The organism is Albibacillus kandeliae (assembly GCF_003116585.1).
GTDB classification, from domain to species: domain Bacteria; phylum Pseudomonadota; class Alphaproteobacteria; order Rhodobacterales; family Rhodobacteraceae; genus Albibacillus; species Albibacillus kandeliae.
Genome location: NZ_QEHM01000003.1, coordinates 717,735 through 739,210, shown reverse-complemented (window position 1 = coordinate 739,210; position 21,476 = coordinate 717,735). Strand labels below are relative to the sequence as shown.

Genomic DNA, 21,476 nt, shown 5'->3' with positions numbered 1-21,476 from the left:
GGGAGCTGGCCGACCTGCCCTTCGATCCGGCCCGCGTACTGCCGGAGTGACAGTGTTCAGGACTTGACCACCCTGTCCATCGGCAACCCGCGTTTCTGAATCGCGTTGCGGGTGTCGACTATGGGGAGGCCCAGCGCCACCAGCGCCGCGTAGTCCACCGCATCGTGATCGGTCGAGATCAGGATGGCATCGAACCCCGCCGCCGCGACCTCTTCGGGCGCGATGGCCTGACGGCCCACGAGATCAGGATAGTCGCGCATGGGCGGGATCGCGGGCACATGCGGATCGAGGTAGTCGACCTCTGCCCCTGCCTCCACCAGCAGCTCCATCAGCCGTACCGAAGGGCTCTCGCGCATGTCCGAGACATTCTTCTTGTAGGCGATACCGACGATCAGGATACGCGACCGGCTGAGGCCCTTGCCCGACGCGCGGTCCAGCGTTTCGCGCAGCCGGTTGACCACGTAGAGCGGCATGTTCGAGTTGATCTCGCCCGCAAGCTCGATGAACTTGGTCGAGAGTTCGTACTCCCGCGCCTTCCACGTCAGGTAGAAGGGGTCGATCGGGATGCAATGCCCGCCAAGACCCGGACCCGGATAGAACGGCATGAAGCCGAACGGCTTGGTCGCGGCGCCGTCGATCACCTCCCAGATGTCGATGCCCATGGCGTCGTAGATCACCTTGAGCTCGTTCACGAGCGCGATGTTCACCGCCCGAAAGATGTTCTCGGTGATCTTCACCGCCTCGGCAGTCTGAGTTGTCGAGACCGGCACGACGCGATCCACCGCGATCTGGTAGAAGGCGGTCATCGCCTGCCCGGCGGCCTCGCCATCGCCCGCCACGATCTTGGGGATGGTCGCGGTCCGATAGGTGGCATTGCCCGGATCCTCGCGCTCGGGCGAGAAACCGAGGAAAATTTCTTCGCCCGCCTTCAGCCCCGAGGTTTCGAGAATGGGTTTCATGACCTCGACCGTGGTGCCGGGATAGGTCGTCGATTCCAATACGACCAAGGTGCCGGCAGACAGATGCGCCGCGATGCTTTCGCAAGTGCGCACCACGTAACCAAGATCGGGGTCGCGGGTCTTGGACAGCGGGGTCGGCACGCAGATCACGATCACATCCATGTCCGAGAGCGCGGCGAAGTCGGTGGTCCAGCCCAGTTTGCCCGCATCGTGAAGGCGGGCAATGTCGGCGCTATTCACCGCCTCGATGTAGCTCTGATGTGCGTCGAGCTGGGCCATCTTGCCGGGATCGATGTCAAATCCCGTTGTCGCGAGGCCCCGATCCGCGCAGGTGACCGCGAGGGGCAGACCCACGTATCCCAGACCGATCACCCCGATCCGCGCCGACCTGTTTTCAAGCCGTGCGAGCAACTCGCCCAGATGAGACTCTGCCAAGGGAGTTCCTGCCCTTCCTGAAACCCGACGCCACGCGGGCCGATCTTCGGCCAGCGTGGCGACAAGGTAAATGGTTGTCGGGAAAAAATCGGGTGCCCCGCCAGCCCCCCGGCAGGGCACCCAGCTGCGGTTACTGATCCGCCGGCTTGGACAGCCGTGCGATCTCGTCGTCGAGATCCTGCTGGTAGGCCGGGATGCTCCCGCTCTCGTCCAGCATCGCCGCGGATTTCTTGAACTGCTCCAGCGCGTCTTCGGTCCGGCCCGCCGCGGCAAGCGCCTTGGCATAGTGGTATTGGACCGTCGGATCGTTGGCCAGCGCGTCGGAGGCCGCCTTGAGGTACGGCAGGGCCTCTTCCACGTTACCCTGGCGGAAAGCGATCCAGCCGTAGGTGTCCTGCAGGGCCGGGGTCTCGGTCCCGCGCAGACGGCGGGCAACGGCATAGGCCTTTGCGAGGCTCGCCTCGTCCTGACGGTTGTCCGCCAACAGGCTCGCCAGGTTGTTGGCCACCACCACCGAGTTTGAATGCGTCTCGTACAGCTCTTCATAGAGCTTGATAGCCGCTTCGATGTCGCCGCTGCGTTCGACTTCCTGAGCCATCGAAAGCTTCAGCTCGGCCGAGTCCGGGTTGGCCTCCATCGCCTCACGCAGGGTCTCCGATGCCTTCTCGGTATCGCCCTTGAGCAGGTAGAGCCGGTGCAGCGTAGCCCAGAGCCGCGGTTTCTGCGGGTTCTGCGTGACCAGATCGCGATAGATCGCCTCGGCCTCGTCCGGACGCTGAAGGGCAACAAGGGCGCCGGCCTTCAGGTAAGTGTAATCCGGGTCGCCGGGTGCGTCCTTCAGCAGATCCTCGACAAAGTTCAGGGCACCTTCGGGACCATCGGTCGAGGCACGGGTGCGGAAGATCGCGATGTTCGCGGCCTTCTTGGTGCCCGGGTTCCCTTCGACGCCCTGCAGCATCGCGACGAGGTCTTCGTTGCGGTTCTGACCAGCCAGCGACTGGGCCTGAAGCGAGAGCGCGGCGTTCGTGGCCTGATCCGTCCCCAGTTCGTTCAGCCGGGTGATCACGCCCTTGGCCTGCGCCCAGTTCTCCATCTTGATGTAGAGACCGCCCAGCATCGCCAGCAGTTCGAGGTTGTCGGGATTGGCCCGCAGCGACTCGATCAGAACGCTTTCTGCCGGCAGCATCTGCTCTTCGGCCATCAGGTAACGGGCATAGCGCAGCGTTTCCGTCGGCGCGTCGCGAGAGGCCTCCATGGCCTGCGACAGCATCTCGGCCATCAGCTCCTTATTGCCCTGACGCTCGTAGGCCGAAGCCATGAGGGTCATCAGCGAGGCATCTTCCGGGCTGTTGCTGAGCGCATCGCGCAGCAGGACGATGGCATCGTCGGTCTTGTCGTCCTGGATCAGCCAGTTGGCCTTGAGCTTGCTCGCTTCAGGGTTGGCCGAGTCCACCGACAGGACGTTTTCGACAAGCCGTCGCGCTTCGACCATGTTGCCCTGCTGCGCGTACATCCGCGCGAGGTCAACCTTGACGTTGTTCAGTTCGGGCGAGGCCGCTTCACCTTCGGCGGGCTGGTTCTCGTCCACCACGGCCTGCATGTCAGCAATCGCTCCGGCAAGGTCACCACCGCGATACTTGAGCTGGGCAAGCTGCGCCTTGAACATCATCGGCGGCAGGCGCCCATCGCTCAGGACGCGCTCGAGTTCCGCAGTGGCCGCTTCGGGGCCACGGAACTGCAGGACAAAGCTGATCAGCTGGCTGGTCTTGGCCGGATCGTCAGACTCGGCCTCCTTGCGCAGGAACGCTTCGGCAGCATCGAGGTCATTGTGCTTGACGTAGAAGGACAGCAGCGCCTGCTTGATCTCCGGGTTTTCGGGGAACACGCTGACGGTGTTCTCCAATTCGGCGCGCAGGTTGTCGGTATCGCCGAGTCGATCCAGAACGCTGAGACGGAAGCGGTAGAGTTCGTATTCCTTGGGCGAGGCTTCGATGGCCTTCTGAAGCTGGCTCAGCGCCTCTTCCCACTGCTGCTTGCGCACCAGGTCATCGATCAGGACCTTGCGGGCCGAAACGAGGCTGCTGTCCTGTTCCAGCAACTCACGCGCCTTGACCACACCGGCCTGCATCGCCGCATCATCCTTGGCGTCCATCGCCGAGAGGTACTGCTGCGTGTTGTTCAGGGACATCGCTTCGAGGTTGGCCGGCTCGATTTCCAGGGCCTGCTCCGAATGCTTCTTGAGCTCGGCCATGTCGTAGTTTTCCAGTGCCATCTCCGAGAGCGCGATCTGAGCCTCGAAGTTCTGCGGCTCCTGCTCGGCGACGGTCAGGTACTGGCTGTAGGCCGTCCGGTCGTTGCCGCCGTCGCGCAGGATACGGGCGAAGGCAAGGCGCGCGGGCACATGCTCGTTGTTGAGCTTGAGCGCGTTTCTCAGTTCGATGGTGGCGCGTTCGATGTCGCCCTTGTCGATAAGTTCAAGACCGCTCTTGAAGTGCTCTTCGGCCCGCTCTTCCGAGCTGTCGCAGGCCGCGAGGGCAAGGAACGACAGCAGCAGCACGAGCACGAAGACAAGGGAAATCCGTTCACGGGCCATGAATCGACCCTCAACCTGGAAAGACATAGCTATCCCCGAATAAACTTATACGTGTCCGGATCGGGTTAGCACCCGGTTCCGCGCAAAACAACGATTAGGGTGCGAACGATGATCTTGATATCGAGCCACAGGGACAAATCTCGGTGATACTCAGTATCGTAGGCCGCCCGCGCCGCGAAGGTCGTGCCATTGCGGTCGGAGACCTGCCAGTTGCCCGAAACACCGGGACGCAGCAGGTAGTAGGCAACGCCCGGATAGATCGGCATCTGCTCGATCATCATCGGACGTGGCCCGATCAGGGACATGTCGCCCTTGAGCACGTTGATCAGCTGGGGAAGTTCGTCGAGGGAGCTGTTGCGCAGGAGCTTGCCAAGGCGGGTGATCCGCGGATCGTTGCGGAGCTTCTGGTTGGCTTCCCACTCGGCGCGCGCGGCGCTGTCGGAAGCGAGGTAGCTCTCAAGCGATGCCTTGGCGTTGGGGATCATCGTGCGGAGCTTGTAGATACGGAAGATGCGGCCATGACGGCCGACACGGTTTTGCGTATAGAACGGGTTGTGCCCATCCATCGCCACCAACACCGCCAGGAACACGATGATCGGCAGGACGATGGGCAGGGATAGGACTACGAGGAGCACGTCCAGGCCACGTTTGACGGAGCCTGCGTATAGCTTCGTCAGACCGTTGGGTGCTTCACTGAACGCGCTGGCGACAGGGGTCGCGCCACGATGGTTCACGTCGTTAACTTGCAATGTCATACGCTTCACTAACTACCAGAACCCCTGATCGCCAAAACACCGGCGTAGGCGGCTCACATGAAAAATTACGGTTCCGGCCTTATTCTGGCCACGATTCACCACTCGACGACGGAACCGTGTCTCAAAATGCGATTCTTGGCAACCGATTCGAGCGTATTCATACCTTCGCAGGGGACTGTAACGCTTTGAAAAAGCTATTGTCGATCATTCGTTAACATTCAGCACCAAAAACGGCCTGAATGCCCACTGCAAGACCACATTCAGAACGTGCAACCGGCAAAATACCGCCATATGTCTGATTTACATGGATTTACTGTGTTCGTCTGTCTTGCATGCCGGGACAACGCCACTCCGGGATTGCAACTTTTCAGAGAAATCAGCACAGTAGCCTCACGCAAATGAAGATTAGCAGGTTGGCATCGAACGGGTTTTCGAGAAATGTTACTGCAGGAAGGCAGTGCCTTGTTACGCGCTGCGTCCCGTTCACCGGTTGTGCCAGTCAATGTGCGAGTAAAGAGTTTGAGTAGGCAACCAAGATTTGCGAGGGGTCCGCAGGGACCAGCCCGGCGTCTTGCATTCGGGTGCGCGCGCACGCACACCCGTCGGACGATGCCCGAGTCGATCGGAAAAATCTTGCTGTGAACGAATTCTACCTGAGCTACTTCGGTCTTAACCAGAGGCCGTTCACCCTGTTGCCGGACCCGGAGTTTCTCTACTGGTCCGACCAGCACCGTCGCGGCTATGCCGTGCTGGAGTACGGGATCATGTCCCGCGCGCCGATCACCATCCTCACCGGTGAGATCGGGGCCGGAAAGACGACTCTTCTGCAAAAGCTGCTGGGTCAGGTCGAGGCGGGCGTGACCATCGGCCTGATCTCGAACGCACAGGGCAACCGCGGCGAGATCCTGCAATGGGTCCTGAACGCACTTGACGTGCAGTTCGACCAGAACGCCAGCTACGTGCAGAACTTCCAGAAGCTTCAGGACTTCCTGGTCGACGAATATGCCCAGGGTCGGCGCGTGATCCTCGTGTTCGACGAGGCCCAGAACGTCTCGATCGAAGGTCTCGAAGAACTGCGGATGCTGACTAACATCAACTCCAATAAGGACGAGCTGATCCAGCTCATACTCGTCGGTCAGCCCGAGCTGCGCGACCTGATCCGCGACCCCCGCATGAACCAGTTGGCCCAGCGCGTCGCCGCGAGCTTTCACCTGAACCGGATGAGCAAGGACGGCACCCAGGCCTACATAGAACACCGGATGCGCACGGCGGGCGGGACCGGCAACGAGTTCACCTCCGAAGCGGCCGAACTCATCTTCAAGGCGACCAACGGCGTGCCGCGCCTGATCAATCAACTTTGTGACTTCGGCCTGCTCTATGCATGGACCGATGATTCCCGCGAAGTCGAGGAACGGCTGATCCGTTCCGTCCTCGACGATGGTACGTTTTTCTGGGCCGACAGCAGGCCCGTGGAGACCGAGTAACGATGTCCGACCTGCGCTATTACCTATCCCTGTTCCTGCGGCGTCTGCCGGCCTTCCTTCTGGTCGCTGCGGTGATCAGCGCCATCTCGGTGGTCGTCGCCGTCACCCTGCCCCCTGCCTACGAATCCCAGACCCGGCTGTTCGTCGAGGCCTCGCAGATTCCAGACGCGCTGGCGCCCAGCACGGTGTCGATGCCGGGGCAGGAACGCCTGCAGCTGATCGAACAGCGCCTGCTGACCCGCCCGAACCTGCTGGATATCGCCAAGCGTCTGAACGTGCTGGAAAACCAGTCGTCGATGACCCCTGACGAGATCTACGAGGCCATGAACGCCCGCACCAAGATCCGGATGCAGGCGGGCCGCAACGAAGTGTCGCTGATGACCATCAGCTTCGAGGCGCGCAGCGGTCAGCTGGCCGCCTCGGTCCTGAACGAATACCTGCGCCTGATCCAGGAAAGCGACCTGTCCCTTCGCCAGGGCCGTGCCGGCAAGACGCTCGACTTCTTCGAGCTCGAAGTCGACCGGCTGGGCAAGGAGATGCAGAACGCCAGCGGCAAGATCCTGAACTTCAAGAACGCCAATGCCGATGCGCTGCCCGACAGCCTCGACTTCCGCCAGCAGCAGCGCGCGTCGCTGCAGGAACGACTGGAAGATGCCGAGCGCGAGATTTTCCGGCTGAATTCCCAGCGGCAGCAGCTGATCAGCCTGTTCAACGACACCACGAACGCATCCGGCGTGGTGCCGCAGACCCCCACCGAGCAGGCCCTGGCCAAAGCCCGGTCCGAGCTGGAATCCGCGCTGCTGGTCTATTCCGAGACCAACCCGCGGGTGAAGATGCTGCAGAAGAACGTGGCCAAGCTCGAGAAGGACGTCGAGAACGCGCGCGCGTCGGTCAAGACCGACGACTCCAGCGCAGGCCCCGAAACCGGCAACCCCGCGCTCGACCTGCAACTCGCCGAGATCGACACCCGCGTGAAGGCGCTTCAGGAACAGAAGGCATCGACGGAACAGAAGATCGCCGAGCTGACGACCACGATCGACCGCACCCCGGCCAATGCCATCATGCTCGAAGACCTGATGCGCGACTACGAGAACGCCCAGGCCCAGTACAATGCCGCCGTGGCACGTCTGGCCCAGGCCTCGACCGGCGAGCGGATCGAAGTGCTGTCGCGCGGCGAGCGGCTGACGGTGATCGAACAGCCTTCAGTGCCCAGCACGCCCACCAAGCCCGCCCGCAAGAAGATCGCGGCCGCCGGGTCGGCTGCCGGTATACTGCTGGGTTTCGGCCTGATCGCCCTGATCGAGTTGATGAACACGGCACCGCGCCGCCCCGAGGACATTATCCGCAAGCTGGAAATCTGGCCGATGGCGGCGATCCCCTACACCCGGACGCGCCGAGAGATCGTTCTTCAGCGCGGGCGAAAACTTGCCGCAATTCTCGTTATCCTTGTCGGCGTCCCCGTGGCCGTCTGGGCCGTGCACGTCTACTATCTGCCGCTGGATCTGCTGGCGGACAAAGTCATGAACAAGCTGGGCGTCAGACTGTGACCCCCGGCATCGCAACCTGTTAAAGAGGCGGAGTTCCGGTTATGGACCGTTTGCAACAAGCGATCAGCAAGGCGCGGAAAGACCGCGAGACCGCCACGTCGGATGTCGCCGGCGCGGCGCCCCGGATGCCCGCGCGCGCTGCGGCCCCGGCAGAGGCCAGCGCCGCGACGACAGACCTCGGCCTGCTCTGGGGTGAGTTCTCGCCGCTGCAAATTCCGCAGAACGCGATCACCGAGAACCGGCTGGTGGCCTACAACTCCGGCGACTCGGCAATCCCCTTCGACATGCTCCGCACCAAGGTGCTGCAGCAGGCTCGCAAGAACGACTGGAAGCGGATCGCGATCGTGTCGCCCGAGAGTGGCGCGGGGAAAACGACCACTGCCGCCAACCTTGGCCTCAGCTTCAGCCGGATGCGCGAGAAACGCGTCGTGGTCATCGACTTCGACATGCGCCGCGCCGGGCTGGCCCGCGTTCTGGGCCAGCGCTGCAAGACCAGCATGTCCGACGTGCTCGAGCGCCGCATTCCCTTCTCTCAGCACGGGCTTTGCCACGATGGCAACGTCGTCTTTGGCCTGAACCGCGAGCGTGTGGTGAACCCCTCCGAACTGCTGCAGAACCCGATGAGCCGCGACGTGCTGGACGAGATCGAGGAAGTCTACCAGCCCGACCTGATGCTGTTCGATACCCCGCCGCTGATGGTGAGCGATGACAGCTACGGCTTCCTTGAATCGGTGGATTGCGCCCTGCTGATCGCCGCCGCCGAAAAGACCCCGATGGAGCGCATCGACGTGGCCGAACGGCAGCTGTCGGAACTGACCAACGTCATGGGCATCGTGCTGAACCGCTGCCGCCATACCACCGGCGCGCACGGCTACGAGAACGAGTACTACTGAGCCGCTCGGACCGCGATCTGTCAGGTGACCTGAAAACAAGAACGCTCTCGCAGGAACCTGCGAGAGCGTTCTTGTTTTCGAAGGGTCGATCTTATTCCGCGGCCGCCTGCAGTATGGTTCTGGTCGGGAAGGGAATGTCGACACCATTGGCATCCAGCGCTTCCTTGACCTTGCGGGTCATGTCGGTCTGGAAGGCGTAGGCATCGGAATTCTTGCACCAGACCCGAACGGTGAAATCGACCGAGAAGTCACCAAGGTTGCTGACCTGGATGAAGGGGTCGGGCTCCTTCAATGCGCGCGGGTCGGCCATGATGGTCGACATGATGGTGTCTTCGGCGGATTTAAGGTTCGCACCGTACCCGACCCCGAACACCCACTGCACCCGGCGCGTGGGATTGACCGAGTAGTTGATGATCGTGTTTCCCCAGACCTCGGAGTTCGGGATGATGATCTGGACGTTCTGAAGGTTGGCAAGCTCGGTATAGTTCAGGGTGATGTTCTTTACCGTACCCGTGTTGCCGTTGACGTCGACGAAGTCGCCGGTCTTGATCGGGCGGAAGAAGATCAGCATGACGCCGGCGGCCACGTTCGACAGGGTGCCCTGAAGCGCAAGACCGATGGCCAGACCCGCGGCACCGAAGAGCGCGACGATGGAAGTCGTCTGCACCCCGAAGGTGTTCAGGACGAAGATCACCGAGAAGGCGATGATCACGTAACGCAGGATCGAGCCGAGGAAATCGAACAGGGTGGAATCGAGCTGGGCATAGCGGTTGCCGATCGCGGTAACGCGCCGGTGCGCCCAGGCCGCGAAAATCCAGCCGACCAGCAGGATCGCGATCGCGGCCAGCACCGAACCGGCTGCCGAGGCCAGAAATTCGAGCGTCAGCAGATCGCCAAAGGTCTTCCCGTTCCAGATTTCGGTTTTCAGGAGGTTGTCGACTTCTTCCATCAGTTCTCCGCCAGGCTGTCCATTTTTCTAGCGAGTTTTGCGTCCTGTGAACTCAGGCCGTCCACGTCATGCGTGGTCAGCACCACATCGACGGTCTTGTACACATTGCACCACTCGGGGTGATGGTTCCATTTTTCGGCCCAGAAGGCCACCCTTGTCATCCAGCCGAAGGCGCAGACAAAATCCTCGAACACGAAGGTCTTCGAGATGGCATCCCGCCCGTCGACCATGGACCAGCCATTGGCGAAGAGCGGTTCCAGCAAGGGTTTTCGGGTCTCCTCCGAAAGTTTCTCCGTCATTCCTGCTCCTCCACGTTTGCCTTTCTGAACGGGCCATAGTCCGTCAGGATTTCGATTTCTTCGGCCACCGCCTCGCGCTCGGCTTCGAGGTAGCGCTCGATGGCGTTGGCAAAGCCGGGGTCGCCGACCCAATGCAGGCTATGCGTCTGTGTCGGCAGGTAGCCGCGGGCCAGCTTGTGCTCGCCCTGGGCACCGGCCTCGACGCGGCTCAGCCCGTGACCAAGGGCAAAGTCGATGGCCTGATAATAGCACAGCTCGAAGTGCAGGCACGGGTGATGCTCGATGCAGCCCCAGTAGCGCCCGAAAAGCGTGTCGCGCCCGATGAAGTTGAGCGCCCCGGCAACATAGCGCCCGTCGCGCTCGGCCAGCACCAGCGCGATGTCGTCACGCAGCCGCTCCTGAGCAAGGTTGAAAAAGGCGCGCGTGAGATAGGGTGAACCCCATTTGCGCGCACCGGTGTCCTGGTAGAACTGCCAGAAGGCATCCCAGTGCTCGGGGCGCAGCTGATCCCCCGTGTAGGTGCGGATGACACCGCCAAAGGCCTGGGCCTGCTGACGCTCCTTTCGGATGTTCTTGCGCTTGCGCGAGGAGAGGCTGGCGAGGAACCCGTCAAAGTCGCCATAGCCGTCATCCTCCCAGTGGAATTGCTGGGTGGCGCGGGGCATCAGCCCCATCTTCTCACCCGCCTCGGCCTCGGACCGGGTGCAGAAGGTCGCGTGCAGCGAGGAGATGCCGTTGTTAGCCGCCAGCTGCACCGCACCCTGGATCAGCGCGGGCATCCCGATCTCCTCGTACCCCGGCCGCACGAGGAACCGGCGGCCGGTGGCGGGGGTGAAGGGAACGGCGATCTGCAGCTTGGGGTAATAGTGCCCACCTGCCCGCTCGTAGGCATGGGCCCAATTATGGTCGAAGATGTATTCGCCCTGGCTGTGCGACTTCAGATACATCGGCGCACAGGCGATCATCATCCCGTCGAGGTAGGCGGCAAGGTACTGCGGCTGCCAGCCTGACCGGCCCCCGACGGACCGGCTGTCTTCCAGCGCGGCCAGGAAACGATAGGTCGTGAAGGGATCACGCGGCGCGGCGCCATCCGCGACTTCGGGACAGGCGCAGGCATCCCACGCCTCCTCCCCGATCTGGGCAAGCGACGTCACGATCTGGATTTCGATTTGAGCCTGGTCCATCTGGTCCCCGTCGCGCCTGCCCCTTATGTGTGGCACCGCGTCCCGGGTTCAACCCGGGATAACGGCCTGATATCCCTCGAAGGTCACATTATCGGCGATGCGCCGCGCCTCTGCCTCGGCCTCGGGCGAACGGATCGTCCAGCAGAGGATCGGCGTGCCGCCGGATTTCAGTTCGGCCACCCTGTCCCGCCCCAGATCCTTCGCCTCGTGGCTGATGAAGGATGCGCCGACGCGGTCGAAGTCGGGGATGCCCCTCAGGTGCTCGCAGATCTCGGGGGAGAGCGGCCAGTCATCCGGATCGTAGGCCGAGGTCACCAGGCCACGCGGCAGATGAGGCGCGATCCGCGCCATTTCGGCGATACTGTTGGGATTGAACGACATCAGCGCCACCGGGCCCTTGTAGCCGTCCAGCGCGCTTGCGGCCGCGGCTTCCAGCGGGCCGACATCCGGGCCCATCGCCCCGTCCTGATCCTTGAGCTCGATCAGCAGCGGAACCTGGCCCGCGACGATGTCGAGCACCTTGGCGAAGCTCGGAACCGTCTCGCCATCTCCGTGGGACAACGCGATGCCCGCAAGGGCCGCAGCCGTATTCTGGCGCACGGTGCCCTCCGCCCCGGTCAGGCGCGCGAGGGCGTAGTCGTGAAAGACGACGGCCTGCCCGTCAGCGGTCAGCTGAAGGTCGATCTCGATCCCGTAACCATTGGCGATGGCCGCGCGAATGGCGGCTCGGCTGTTCTCGGGGCGCCCGGCGGCCTTGTCGTGGAAGGCACGGTGGGCGATCGGGCTTTGCAGGAACGCTGCAGGCAGGGCAGGTGTCATCGGATCTGAAAGATGCCTTCAATCTCGACCGCAACGCCCCGCGGAAGGGCGGCAGCGGACACCGCCGAGCGCGAATGGCGACCGGCATCGCCCAGCACGGCGACGAGGAAGTCGGAGGCGCCGTTGATTACCTCGGGCTGGTCGCGGAAATCCTCGGTCGAATTCACGAAACCGGTCAGCTTGACCACCCGCACCAGTCGGTCGAAGTCGCCGCCACAGGCCGCGCGGACCTGCGCCAGCAGCGACATGGCACAGCGCTTGGCCGCCGCCGCGCCTGCCGCACTGTCGAGGTCGCGGCCTACCTTGCCGATGATCGGACCGTTCTCGTCCGCCGAGATCTGCCCGGAGACGTAGAGCGTGTCACCCACCCGGACAAAAGGAACGTAGTTCGCCGCCGGGGCGGGGGCGTCGGGCAGGGTCACGCCCAGTTCGGCCAGTTTCGCTTCGATGCTCATCGCGTCCTCTCTGTCATCCGGAGTCGCGCGCACGCTAACGTCGCGCGCGACCCGCGAAAAGGAGAAAGCTCAGCCTTCCCGGAATGCCTTGGCAAAGAACGCCACGAAGGGCTCGATGAGATAGGCCAGCGGTGTGCGGTCATTGGTCCGGATGAAGGATTCGACCGGCATCCCGGGGATCAGGACCGACCCTTCGGGCAACTTGGCCTGCTCGCCTTCGTTCAGCGCAATCTCGGCTCTGTAGAAGGACACACGGCTGTTGGTATCCTCGAAGGCGTCCGCCGAGAGCTTGGTCACGGTGCCGAAGATCTCCGGCATCTTGCGCTGGTCGAAGGCCGAGAAGTGCAGCATGACCTCCTGCCCCACGGTGACCTTGTCGATGTGGATCGGCTCGATCCGCGCGGCGATGATCAGCGGGCGGTCTTGCGGCACGAGGTAGAGCACCGGGTCGGCAGCCCGGATCACCGAGCGCGGCGTATGGACCTGCAACCCGTAGACGATGCCGGAAACCGGTGCCTTGATATCGAGGCGCGCAAGGCGTTCCTGCAGCGACCGGCGCTGTTCGGCCAGTTCCAGTTCGCGGTACTGGAGGTCGCGAAGCCGCGTGATGGCTTCCTCGCGCTCTGTCGTCTCAAGGTTCATGATCTGGATGTCGATCTCGGTGATGCGCCCCTCGGCCTCGGCCTTGCCGGCGGCGAGTTCACCCAGCGACCCTTCGAGGTCGGCAGTCGTGCGCTGGAGATTAAGCACCGTCCCGGCTTGTGCGAGGCCACGGTCCAGCAGCGATTGCTGGTTGGTGAGTTCAACCTCGATCAGTTCAAGCTGGCGATTGAGCGACGTCTGCTGCGCCTCGATCCCCTCGATCTGGTTGGTGATCTGGGACTGGCGCTTTTCCAGTTGCTCGCGCTCCCGCTCGATGGATTCCCGGCGGGCCTGGAACAGGTTCTGCTGCCCCTCGACCAGCTCGGCGACCTCGGGCCGGTCGGCCGCGATCTTCAGCAGTTCGGGATCGAAGGTTATATTGTCTTCGCCGTTCTGCTCGGCCTGCAGCCTGCCGTTCCGCGCCATCAGCTCGAACAGCTGGCCTTCGACGATGATAAGCTCGGATTTCAGCTGGGTCGGGTCGAGGCGGATCAGGATCTCTCCTTCCTCGACCGAGTCGCCCTCCTCGACGAGGATCTCCTCGACCACACCGCCGTCAGGGTGCTGCACCACCTGCCGGTTGCGTTCCACTTCCAACCGGCCCGGCGCGATCACCGCGCCCGCGATGGTGGTCATCGCGGCCCAGGTGCCAAAGCCACCGACAAGGACCAGCAGCGAAATGAAACCGATCAGCAGATGCGTCCGCGCAGACCAGCCCTTCTGGTTCGACAGCTCGTTGGAAGGCCGGTTCATTGCACACCTCCCATCGCGGCGGTCTTCTGCAGTTCCTCGTGGTTCACCACCATTTCGCGCAGGACCTTGTCCTTGGGACCAAAGGCCGCGCGGGTTCCGTGGTCGAGCACGAGGAGCATGTTGCACTCCTGGATGGCTGCCGGACGGTGCGCCATGATCAGGCAGGCGCGCCCCTCGGCCTTGATCGACCGGATGGCCTGGTTCAGTGCCATGGACCCGTCATTGTCGAGGTTTGAGTTTGGTTCGTCCAGGATCACGATGACCGGATCGTCATAGAGCGCGCGGGCCAGCGCGATGCGCTGCATCTGCCCGCCTGACAGGCGTCCTCCGCTGGCCGAAACCCGGGTGTCGTAGCCGTCAGGCAACTGCACGATCATATCATGGGCGGCGGCCTTCTTGGCCGCTGCAACCACCTTTTCGGCGTCCGGCTCGGGGCTCAGCCGCGCAATATTCTCGGCAATGGTGCCGTCAAACAGCTGCACCCGCTGCGGCAGGTAGCCGATGTGCTGGCCCAGCACGTCGGGCGCATATTGGTCAAGCCCGGCACCATCCAGCCGGACGATGCCGCCGGCTGCGCGCCAGACACCGGTCAGGGCCCGTGCGAGAGTGGACTTGCCGGCGCCAGAGGGGCCGATGACACCCACAGCCTGACCCGGTTCGACCTTGAAACTGACGGTCTTGAGCGACGCGCGGGTATCGCCCGGCGGCACCACGGTCAGGCCCTGCACATCAAGACGCGCACGCGGCTTCGGCAACGCGGTGCGCTGCATCTCGACCGGGGTCTTATCCAGCAGGTCGGCGAGGTTATTCCAGCCCTTCTGCGCCCGCTGCACCAGCGGCCACTGGCCGATCGCCATCTCGATCGGGGCAAGTGCACGGCCCATCAGGATTGAGCCGGCAATCATGGACCCCGCAGTCATCTCGCCCTGAAGCACGAGGTAGGCCCCAAGGCCCAGCATCGCAGACTGCAGGAACAGGCGAAGCGTCTTGGTCATCGACGAGAAGGTGCCGCCGATGTCGTTGGAAGTAACACTCTCGCTGAGCGAGGCATCGCGCGCCACGCGCCAGCGCCGGAAGGCGGCGCCGCGCATCCCCATGCTCTGGATCAGCTCGGATTCGTTGCGGATCTGTTCGGACATCAGGTTCGCACGGTGCGCCGCCGTGTTGGCCTTGAGCACCGGTTGACGCGACAGCATCTGGTTCAGAATGGTGATGATCACCAGGACGGCACCACCGCCCATCGCCAGGAAGCCGAGCCAGGGGTGGAACAGCATGATCCCGGCAAGGAATATGGGCGTCCATGGAATGTCGAAGGCGGCCATCAGGACCGGCGAGGAAATCAGGCGCTGGACCGACTCGAGGTCGGCCAGCCCGGTCTGTGCCACCGGGTCGTTCGAAACAGACGAGCGGCGCACCATCGCGTCGAACACGCGGTGGTCGAGCGCCGCCTGGAACCGCGCGCCGACCCGCGCCATGATCCGGCCGCGGGTGTAGTCGAGCACGCCCATCACGCCGTAGAGAAACACGACAAGCAGGGACAACGCAGCGAGCGTCGCCTCCGACCGGCTGCCGAGCACCCGGTCATAGACTTGCAACATAAACAACGGACCCGTCAGCATGAGCATGTTCGCAAAGAAGCTGAACAGTCCGACGGCCCAGTAAAGTCCGCGGCTCTGACGCCTCGCATTGCGCAGCTCTTCGCGCCCTGACTGATTTTTTACCACCTGATAAACCTCATCGCCCCGCGCCGATGGTGAACCATTGAACCTTCGGCATGAAATCACCAAATCGGATTGGGGCTGTTCCTAATGTGCCACAAATTGTTTAAGTGACTCTCGACCGTCTGTGAACTGACCTTGAACGGAATACATAAGCGGATCGACGCCGCACATGGACCGAATAAGTGGACATCTGATAGAATGAAGCTCTCGTTGCAAGCTGCCCGTGGCACGTTTCTGATCATTTTGGTGGGTATGCTTTCAGCCTGCGCCGTGCCGAGTGGCCCCCGCTACTCCGGCGAAGTGATGGACCCCTACGAGAAGCAGAACCGTGGTGTCCACAAGTTCAACCTCGCCGTCGACCGGTCCCTGTTTCGCCCCGCATCAAAGGGTTACGTGACCATCGTTCCCGATTTCATGGTCACCAGCTTCAGCAGCTTTGCCGCCAATTTCCAGGAACCCGGCAACGCCGTGAACGCCGTGTTGCAGGGCAACCCCAAGCGCGCGGGCACGGCTGTCGGTCGCTTTCTTGTGAACACCATCGTCGGCTTCGGCGGGCTGGGTGACCCTGCGTCCGAACTCGGGCTGATGCCGGACCCGACCGATTTCGGCGAAACCATGCACGTCTGGGGCGTCCCGGAAGGTGCCTATGTCGAGCTTCCGTTCTTCGGACCGTCCACCCAGCGCGACTCGGTCGGCCTGCTGGTCGACTTCTTTACCAACCCGCTGGGCCCCGCAGGCGGCACCCGAGCACAGAACACCGGGCGGGTGTCCTATGTCGTCGACAAGATGGGGAGCCGCGGCCGGTACTCCGATACTGTGGACGATATTCTCTACAACAGCGCCGATAGTTACGCGCAGGCACGTATCATCTACCTGCAGAACCGTCGGTTCGAACTCGCCGGTGAAAATGGTCAGACCTACTCTGACCCCTACGAAGACCTATATGGTGACACGTCAGCCGATCCCTATGCCGACAGTTCGACTGACCCGTACGCCGCTACATCGACCGACCCCTACGAGGATCCCTATGCCGAGTAACACTTTTCTCCCCCGCCGCCGCTTCCTGGGCGCAGCCGCAGCCCTCGCCGGCCTTGCCGCGCTGCCCTCGCGCGTGCTGGCCCTGACCGAGGCAGGCGCGCGCCAGCTCGTCGACCGGCTGGTTGCCGACATCAATGCCGTCATTGCCTCGGGCAAGTCGGAATCCGCGATGATCAGGGATTTCGAAGGCATCTTCTCGCGCTATGCCGACACCAATATCATGGCGCGCTATGCCCTTGGCCCGGACGCGCGCAGCGCGTCGGCCGCACAGCTCAAGCGGTTCACCGATGCGTTCGAGACCTACATCGCCCGCAAGTACGGTAGCCGTTTCCGCGAGTTCATCGGCGGCACCGTCTCGGTGAAGTCCACCCGCCAGATCAAGGCCGGGTACGAAATCCGCGCAATGGCCGACCTAAAGGGTCAGGCCCCGTTCGAGGTGACCTTCCTCGTGTCCGACAAGTCGGGCAAGGAGAAGTTCTTCAACATGTTCGTCGAGGGTGTGAACCTGCTGCTGACCGAGCGCACCGAGATCGGCGCCATGCTGGACAAGCGCGGCGGCAACATCGACGCGCTGATTTCGGATCTCGGCAAGACCGGCTAAGGCCGACCGAACAGCTCTACGGTTGATTTGACCCCCAGCGCTCCCGGTCGGAGCGCTGGGGGTTTTTCGTTTCCCGTGCGACTCAGCGCTGGCCGGGGCGCGGGGCCTCGCCCGGAGCGGCGTTGCTGCCGAAAATGTTCCGCAGCAACTGCTCCACCCCGTTCTGCAGCGAATTGCCGCCGCCCGTGTTCGGGTCGTCGCCGTTCAGCGACCGCGACGCACCTTCGGGTACGCGCATCGGCAGCGGCTGGGGTTCCAGCCCCTCGTGCACGCGGATCATGGTTTCGCGCCAGATCTCTGCAGGCAGACCACTGCCGGTCACGCCGGTCAGCGGTGTGTTATCGTCATAGCCAAGCCAGACGCCGGCAACATAGTCGGCGGTGAAGCCCATGAACCATGCGTCGTGGTAGCTGGAGGTCGTACCGGTCTTGCCCGCGACTTCCCAACCGGGGATCTGCGCGCGCTTGCCCGTGCCCTCGCTCACCACCTTGCTCATCATCCAGACCAGTTCCTGCGCTGCCTCGGTACGGATGACCCGCTCGCCGATCCCGCCCTGCGCGTCCATCAGGGGCTGGTCGTCGCCCTGCAGCCGCAGGTCGACAAGGCCGTAGGGTTTGACCGAGGAGCCGCCGTTCAGGATCCCGGCGTAGGCACCGGTCATCTCCAGCAGCGTGCTCTCGGACGCGCCCAGCGCGAGGGACGGCCCGGCGGCAAGGTCGCTGTGAATGCCAAAGCCTTCGGCCACCTGCCGGACGAGATCGCGGCCCACGGTCTCGGAAACCTTGACGGCGGGCACGTTCAAGGAGTTCTCCAGCGCCTGTGCGAGCGTCACACGGCCATAGTGCTTGTGGGTGTAGTTCTCGGGGCACCACTGGCCCGAGCCCGGAATGTTCATGCAGTAGGGTTCGTCCATCACCGTGTCGAGCGGCGAGAACCCCTGCTCCAGCGCGGTGGCGTAGACGAAGGGCTTGAACGACGAACCGGTCTGACGCTTGGCCTGGATCGCACGGTTGAAGGCACCCGACACCGTGTTGTCGCGCCCGCCGACCATGGCGCGCACCGCGCCGTCGGCCGACATCACCACCACAGCGACCTGCGCCTTGGACCCTTCCTTGACCTTATCCTCGAAGATGACCTTCACCGCATCTTCCGCGGCCTTCTGCAGGCGGCGGTCTAGCGTGGTTTTGATGATCACGTCCTCGGTCGTGTTGCGGGTGAAGAACTCCGGCCCGCTCGACATCACCCAGTCAGCAAAATAGCCACCGGCCTTGGCCGCAGCCTCGGCAGACAGCTGTGCGGGGTGGGTCAGTGCATCGTCAGCCTGCGCCTTGGTCAGGTAACCCTGTTCCTGCATCAGGCCCACGATGGTCGCGGCGCGATTCTGCGAGCGTTGCAGGTTGTTGGTTGGCGCATAGCGCGTCGGCGCCTTGAGCAGCCCGGCCAGCATTGCCGCCTCGGCAGGGGTGACCTCGGAGGAGGACTTGCCGAAATAACGCTGGCTGGCCGCCTCGAACCCACGTGCCCCGGCGCCGAGGAATGCGCGATTCATGTAGATCGTGAGAATTTCGTCCTTGGAGTACTTGAGCTCCATGGCGATGGCATAGACGGCTTCCTTGCCCTTGCGCCACAGCGAGCCCTGACGGCAATCGTCCTCGTACTCGGTCTCGGTCTTCCACTTCTGCGGATCGTATTCGACCCCGAGGCACAGCAGCTTTGCGGTCTGCTGGGTAATGGTCGAGCCGCCATTGCCCGAGAGAGGGCCGCGCCCGGCCTGAAGGTTGATGCGCACCGCGCTGGCAATGCCGCGCGGGCTGAGGCCGAAGTGGCGGTAGAACCGCTTGTCTTCGGTTGCGACGATCGCGTTCTTCAGGTTGGGCGAAACGGTATCGGCGGTGATGACGCCGCCAAAGTAGTCACCGCGCCACGCAAAGGGCTTCGACTCGTAGTCGAGCAGGGTGACCGAGCCGCGCTGGCGTGCGTCGAGCAGCGCCGACATGTCGGGCAGCGTATTGTAGACCAGCATGACCGCCAGCCCGAGGAGCAGCGCGACAACGGTCGCGAACTTCCACGTCACCCGCCAGATCAGGCGGAAGAACCAGCCGATGATCGATCCGAAGAAGCCTCCGATCCCCCCGCCGCCACCGCTGCGGGACTTGCGCCGGGGCGCCTTGCCTCGTGGTGCCGGTTTCGCCTTTGCCTTGGCCTTCGGCTTTGCCGTGCCCGGTTTGGGCGGGGTCTTGGACTTGGTGTTGACCTGCTGAACCGTCTCGGCCCTATAGCGTTGATCGGCCACCAGCGGTGACTTGCGTCTGGATTTCTCTGTCATGTGCAGCCCTGCCCGGCCTCGGATTTTCGCGGCAGCTTACCTGTATCCGAAGGGATTGTTGAGGGCCTGCAGCACCGATCACGCTTTCCTTTTTTGGCTAAATTTTAATCGTATTACGAATTTTGTGCAAAAATTGTGCAACATTGACATCTCTCTCAGGTGACGACCCGGCAGCATTGTTCCATTTTTCAACCCTGCAGCGCCTTGTGTCCGTCGTGGACGCAGGAGGAGCCTGCCAAGTTAAGGGGATCGAGGTGAAACTCATCATTGCGACAATCAAGCCGTTCAAGCTGGAAGAGGTCCGCGAAGCGCTGACCGCTGCCGGCGTCCGCGGCATGATGGTGACGGAAATCAAGGGGTTCGGATCGCAGTCCGGCCACACGGAAATCTATCGCGGCGCGGAATACGAAGTGAACTTCGTGCCCAAGATCAAACTCGAAATCGTGGTCTCGTCCGGCATGGTCGACCAGGTGGTGGAAACCATCACCAAGACCGCCCAGACCGGCAAGATCGGCGACGGTAAGATCTTTGTGCTGGACGTGCTGCAGGCGATCCGCGTGCGCACCGGCGAAACGAACGAAGACGCGCTGTGACAGACGCGGCCAACGCTAGGGACAAATGACATCATGAAACACCTGAAACTACTTCCTGTCGCAGCGGCGCTGATCGTGCTGCCGACGCTGGGTTTCGCCCAAGACGCCGACGTGACTCCTCCGAATGAGGAAATCGGCTACATCTTCACCACCTTCATGTTCCTCGTCACCGGATTCCTGGTGATGTTCATGGGCTGCGGCTTTGCCATGCTCGAAGCCGGTCTCGTTCGTCAGAAGAACGTGACCATGCAGCTGATGAAGAACGTGGCGCTCTTCGCCATCGCCGCCATCATGTACTACCTCGTCGGCTACAACCTGATGTACCCGGGCGACGGCTGGTCCATCACCGGTATCCTCGGCGCCTTCTCGACCACCTCGCTCGAGCCCGTCGGCCTGGCCGAAACCGAGACCGACCTGACCTATGCTTCGGTCGGTTCGGACTTCTTCTTCCAGCTGATGTTCTGCGCCACCACCTGTTCGATCGTCTCCGGCACCCTCGCCGAGCGCATCAAGCTGTGGCCCTTCCTGATCTTCGCCCTGCTGCTGGCAGGCTTCATCTACCCGATCCAGGCCTCCTGGAAATGGGGCGGCGGCTTCCTGGACGAAGCTGGTTTCCTCGATTTCGCAGGCTCGACCGTCGTTCACTCGGTCGGCGGCTGGTGTGCCCTGACCGGCGCCCTGATCCTCGGCCCGCGTATCGGCAAGTACAAGGACGGCAAGGTCACCCCGTTCCCGGGTTCCAACCTGTCGCTGGCCACCCTCGGCACGTTCATCCTGTGGCTCGGCTGGTTCGGTTTCAATGGCGGTTCGCAGCTCTACATGGACACCGCTGGCAACGTTGCTGACATCTCGCGCATCTTCGCCAATACCAACACTGCAGCAGCAGGCGGCGCCCTCGCAGCTCTGGTCCTGACCCAGATCCTCTACAAGAAGCCGGACCTCACCATGGTGCTGAACGGCGCACTGGCTGGCCTGGTCTCGATCACCGCTGAACCGCTCACCCCGGGCCTCGGCGGCGCGACCATCATCGGTGCCATCGGCGGTATCCTCTGCGTCCTCGCAGTTCCGATGCTGGACAAGCTGAAGATCGACGACGTGGTCGGCGCCATCCCGGTCCACCTGGTCTGCGGCATCTGGGGCACCATCGCGGTTGTCTTCACCAACAGCGACGCCTCCTTCGGCACTCAGCTCTACTCCATCGTCGTGGTCGGCATCTTCTGCCTCGTCGTCTCGGCAGTGCTGTGGTTCATCCTCAAGGCCGTCATGGGCCTGCGCGTCAGCGAGGAAGACGAGATCACCGGTCTCGACATGGCCGAACTGGGCATGGAAGCCTACCCGGAATTCGCCAAGGGCTAATCCCCGGCGACATCACGGAAAAGGAAAGGCCCCGGCGATCTGCCGGGGCCTTTTGCATTAGGTGCCTTGCGTCA

18 protein-coding genes are annotated in these 21,476 nt (G+C 62.9%); 7 read left to right on the top strand and 11 right to left on the bottom strand.

Translation table 11 applies throughout. The annotated features are described in order from the left end of the window. Positions 1-56: 56 nt before the first annotated feature. From DDT93_RS09425 to DDT93_RS09415, 3 genes are all read right to left on the bottom strand, one after another. A complete protein-coding gene (locus DDT93_RS09425; RefSeq protein WP_198654823.1) occupies positions 57-1,394 on the bottom strand; it encodes a nucleotide sugar dehydrogenase in 1,338 nt (445 codons plus the stop codon). A 130-nt stretch (positions 1,395-1,524) separates the two neighbouring features. Next, on the bottom strand, positions 1,525-3,987 hold the full coding sequence (locus DDT93_RS09420; RefSeq protein WP_198654809.1) for a tetratricopeptide repeat protein: 2,463 nt from the start codon (positions 3,985-3,987) through the stop codon (positions 1,525-1,527). 65 nt (positions 3,988-4,052) lie between these two features. Further along, on the bottom strand, positions 4,053-4,742 hold the full coding sequence (locus DDT93_RS09415) for a sugar transferase (RefSeq protein WP_109465536.1): 690 nt from the start codon (positions 4,740-4,742) through the stop codon (positions 4,053-4,055). Positions 4,743-5,380: 638 nt separating this feature from the next. Here DDT93_RS09415 and DDT93_RS09410 point away from each other — a divergent pair. Genes DDT93_RS09410 through DDT93_RS09400 form a run of 3 tightly spaced genes read left to right on the top strand, consistent with a single transcriptional unit; the run spans position 5,381 to position 8,666 of the window. Beyond that, entirely contained in the window at positions 5,381-6,226 is an 846-nt protein-coding gene (locus DDT93_RS09410; RefSeq protein WP_109465535.1) for an ExeA family protein, read from the top strand. A 2-nt stretch (positions 6,227-6,228) separates the two neighbouring features. Then, positions 6,229-7,773, top strand: coding sequence for a GumC family protein (locus tag DDT93_RS09405; RefSeq protein WP_109465534.1), 1,545 nt, complete (start codon positions 6,229-6,231; stop codon positions 7,771-7,773). 41 nt (positions 7,774-7,814) lie between these two features. Then, entirely contained in the window at positions 7,815-8,666 is an 852-nt protein-coding gene (locus tag DDT93_RS09400) for a CpsD/CapB family tyrosine-protein kinase (protein ID WP_109465533.1), read from the top strand. A 91-nt stretch (positions 8,667-8,757) separates the two neighbouring features. On the opposite strand, the gene DDT93_RS09395 is transcribed toward DDT93_RS09400, so the two are convergent. The 7 genes from DDT93_RS09395 to DDT93_RS09365 form a co-directional block, all read right to left on the bottom strand. Next, positions 8,758-9,615 (bottom strand): mechanosensitive ion channel family protein, encoded by an 858-nt coding sequence (locus DDT93_RS09395; RefSeq protein WP_109465532.1) that lies wholly within the window; start codon positions 9,613-9,615, stop codon positions 8,758-8,760. Next, complete coding sequence (locus DDT93_RS09390) at positions 9,615-9,914, bottom strand: 4a-hydroxytetrahydrobiopterin dehydratase (protein ID WP_109465531.1); 300 nt, start codon at positions 9,912-9,914, stop codon at positions 9,615-9,617. Before DDT93_RS09390 ends, DDT93_RS09395 begins: the two co-directional genes overlap by 1 nt. After that, entirely contained in the window at positions 9,911-11,098 is a 1,188-nt protein-coding gene (locus DDT93_RS09385) for a GNAT family N-acetyltransferase (protein WP_109465530.1), read from the bottom strand. Before DDT93_RS09385 ends, DDT93_RS09390 begins: the two co-directional genes overlap by 4 nt. Before the next feature lie 48 nt (positions 11,099-11,146). After that, entirely contained in the window at positions 11,147-11,917 is a 771-nt protein-coding gene (locus DDT93_RS09380) for a glycerophosphodiester phosphodiesterase family protein (protein WP_109465529.1), read from the bottom strand. After that, positions 11,914-12,372: a RidA family protein gene (locus DDT93_RS09375; RefSeq protein WP_109465528.1), complete on the bottom strand. Its 459-nt coding sequence runs from the start codon at positions 12,370-12,372 to the stop codon at positions 11,914-11,916. Before DDT93_RS09375 ends, DDT93_RS09380 begins: the two co-directional genes overlap by 4 nt. 69 nt (positions 12,373-12,441) lie before the next feature. Further along, positions 12,442-13,767, bottom strand: a complete 1,326-nt coding sequence (locus tag DDT93_RS09370) for an HlyD family type I secretion periplasmic adaptor subunit (RefSeq protein ID WP_109465527.1) — start codon at positions 13,765-13,767, stop codon at positions 12,442-12,444. Further along, complete coding sequence (locus DDT93_RS09365; RefSeq protein WP_109465526.1) at positions 13,764-15,491, bottom strand: type I secretion system permease/ATPase; 1,728 nt, start codon at positions 15,489-15,491, stop codon at positions 13,764-13,766. Before DDT93_RS09365 ends, DDT93_RS09370 begins: the two co-directional genes overlap by 4 nt. 249 nt (positions 15,492-15,740) lie before the next feature. Here DDT93_RS09365 and DDT93_RS09360 point away from each other — a divergent pair, with 249 nt between their 5' ends. Next, positions 15,741-16,526, top strand: a complete 786-nt coding sequence (locus tag DDT93_RS09360; protein ID WP_232825427.1) for an MlaA family lipoprotein — start codon at positions 15,741-15,743, stop codon at positions 16,524-16,526. Further along, on the top strand, positions 16,516-17,127 hold the full coding sequence (locus tag DDT93_RS09355) for an MlaC/ttg2D family ABC transporter substrate-binding protein (RefSeq protein ID WP_109465524.1): 612 nt from the start codon (positions 16,516-16,518) through the stop codon (positions 17,125-17,127). The genes DDT93_RS09360 and DDT93_RS09355 overlap by 11 nt, the downstream gene beginning before the upstream one ends. Positions 17,128-17,209: 82 nt before the next feature. On the opposite strand, the gene DDT93_RS09350 is transcribed toward DDT93_RS09355, so the two are convergent. Further along, positions 17,210-19,453: a transglycosylase domain-containing protein gene (locus DDT93_RS09350; protein ID WP_109465523.1), complete on the bottom strand. Its 2,244-nt coding sequence runs from the start codon at positions 19,451-19,453 to the stop codon at positions 17,210-17,212. A 254-nt stretch (positions 19,454-19,707) separates the two neighbouring features. Between DDT93_RS09350 and DDT93_RS09345 the strand changes: the two genes are divergently transcribed. Further along, entirely contained in the window at positions 19,708-20,046 is a 339-nt protein-coding gene (locus DDT93_RS09345; RefSeq protein WP_109465522.1) for a P-II family nitrogen regulator, read from the top strand. Positions 20,047-20,079: 33 nt separating this feature from the next. After that, a complete protein-coding gene (locus tag DDT93_RS09340; RefSeq protein WP_109465521.1) occupies positions 20,080-21,402 on the top strand; it encodes an ammonium transporter in 1,323 nt (440 codons plus the stop codon). The last annotated feature ends 74 nt before the right edge of the window (positions 21,403-21,476 follow it).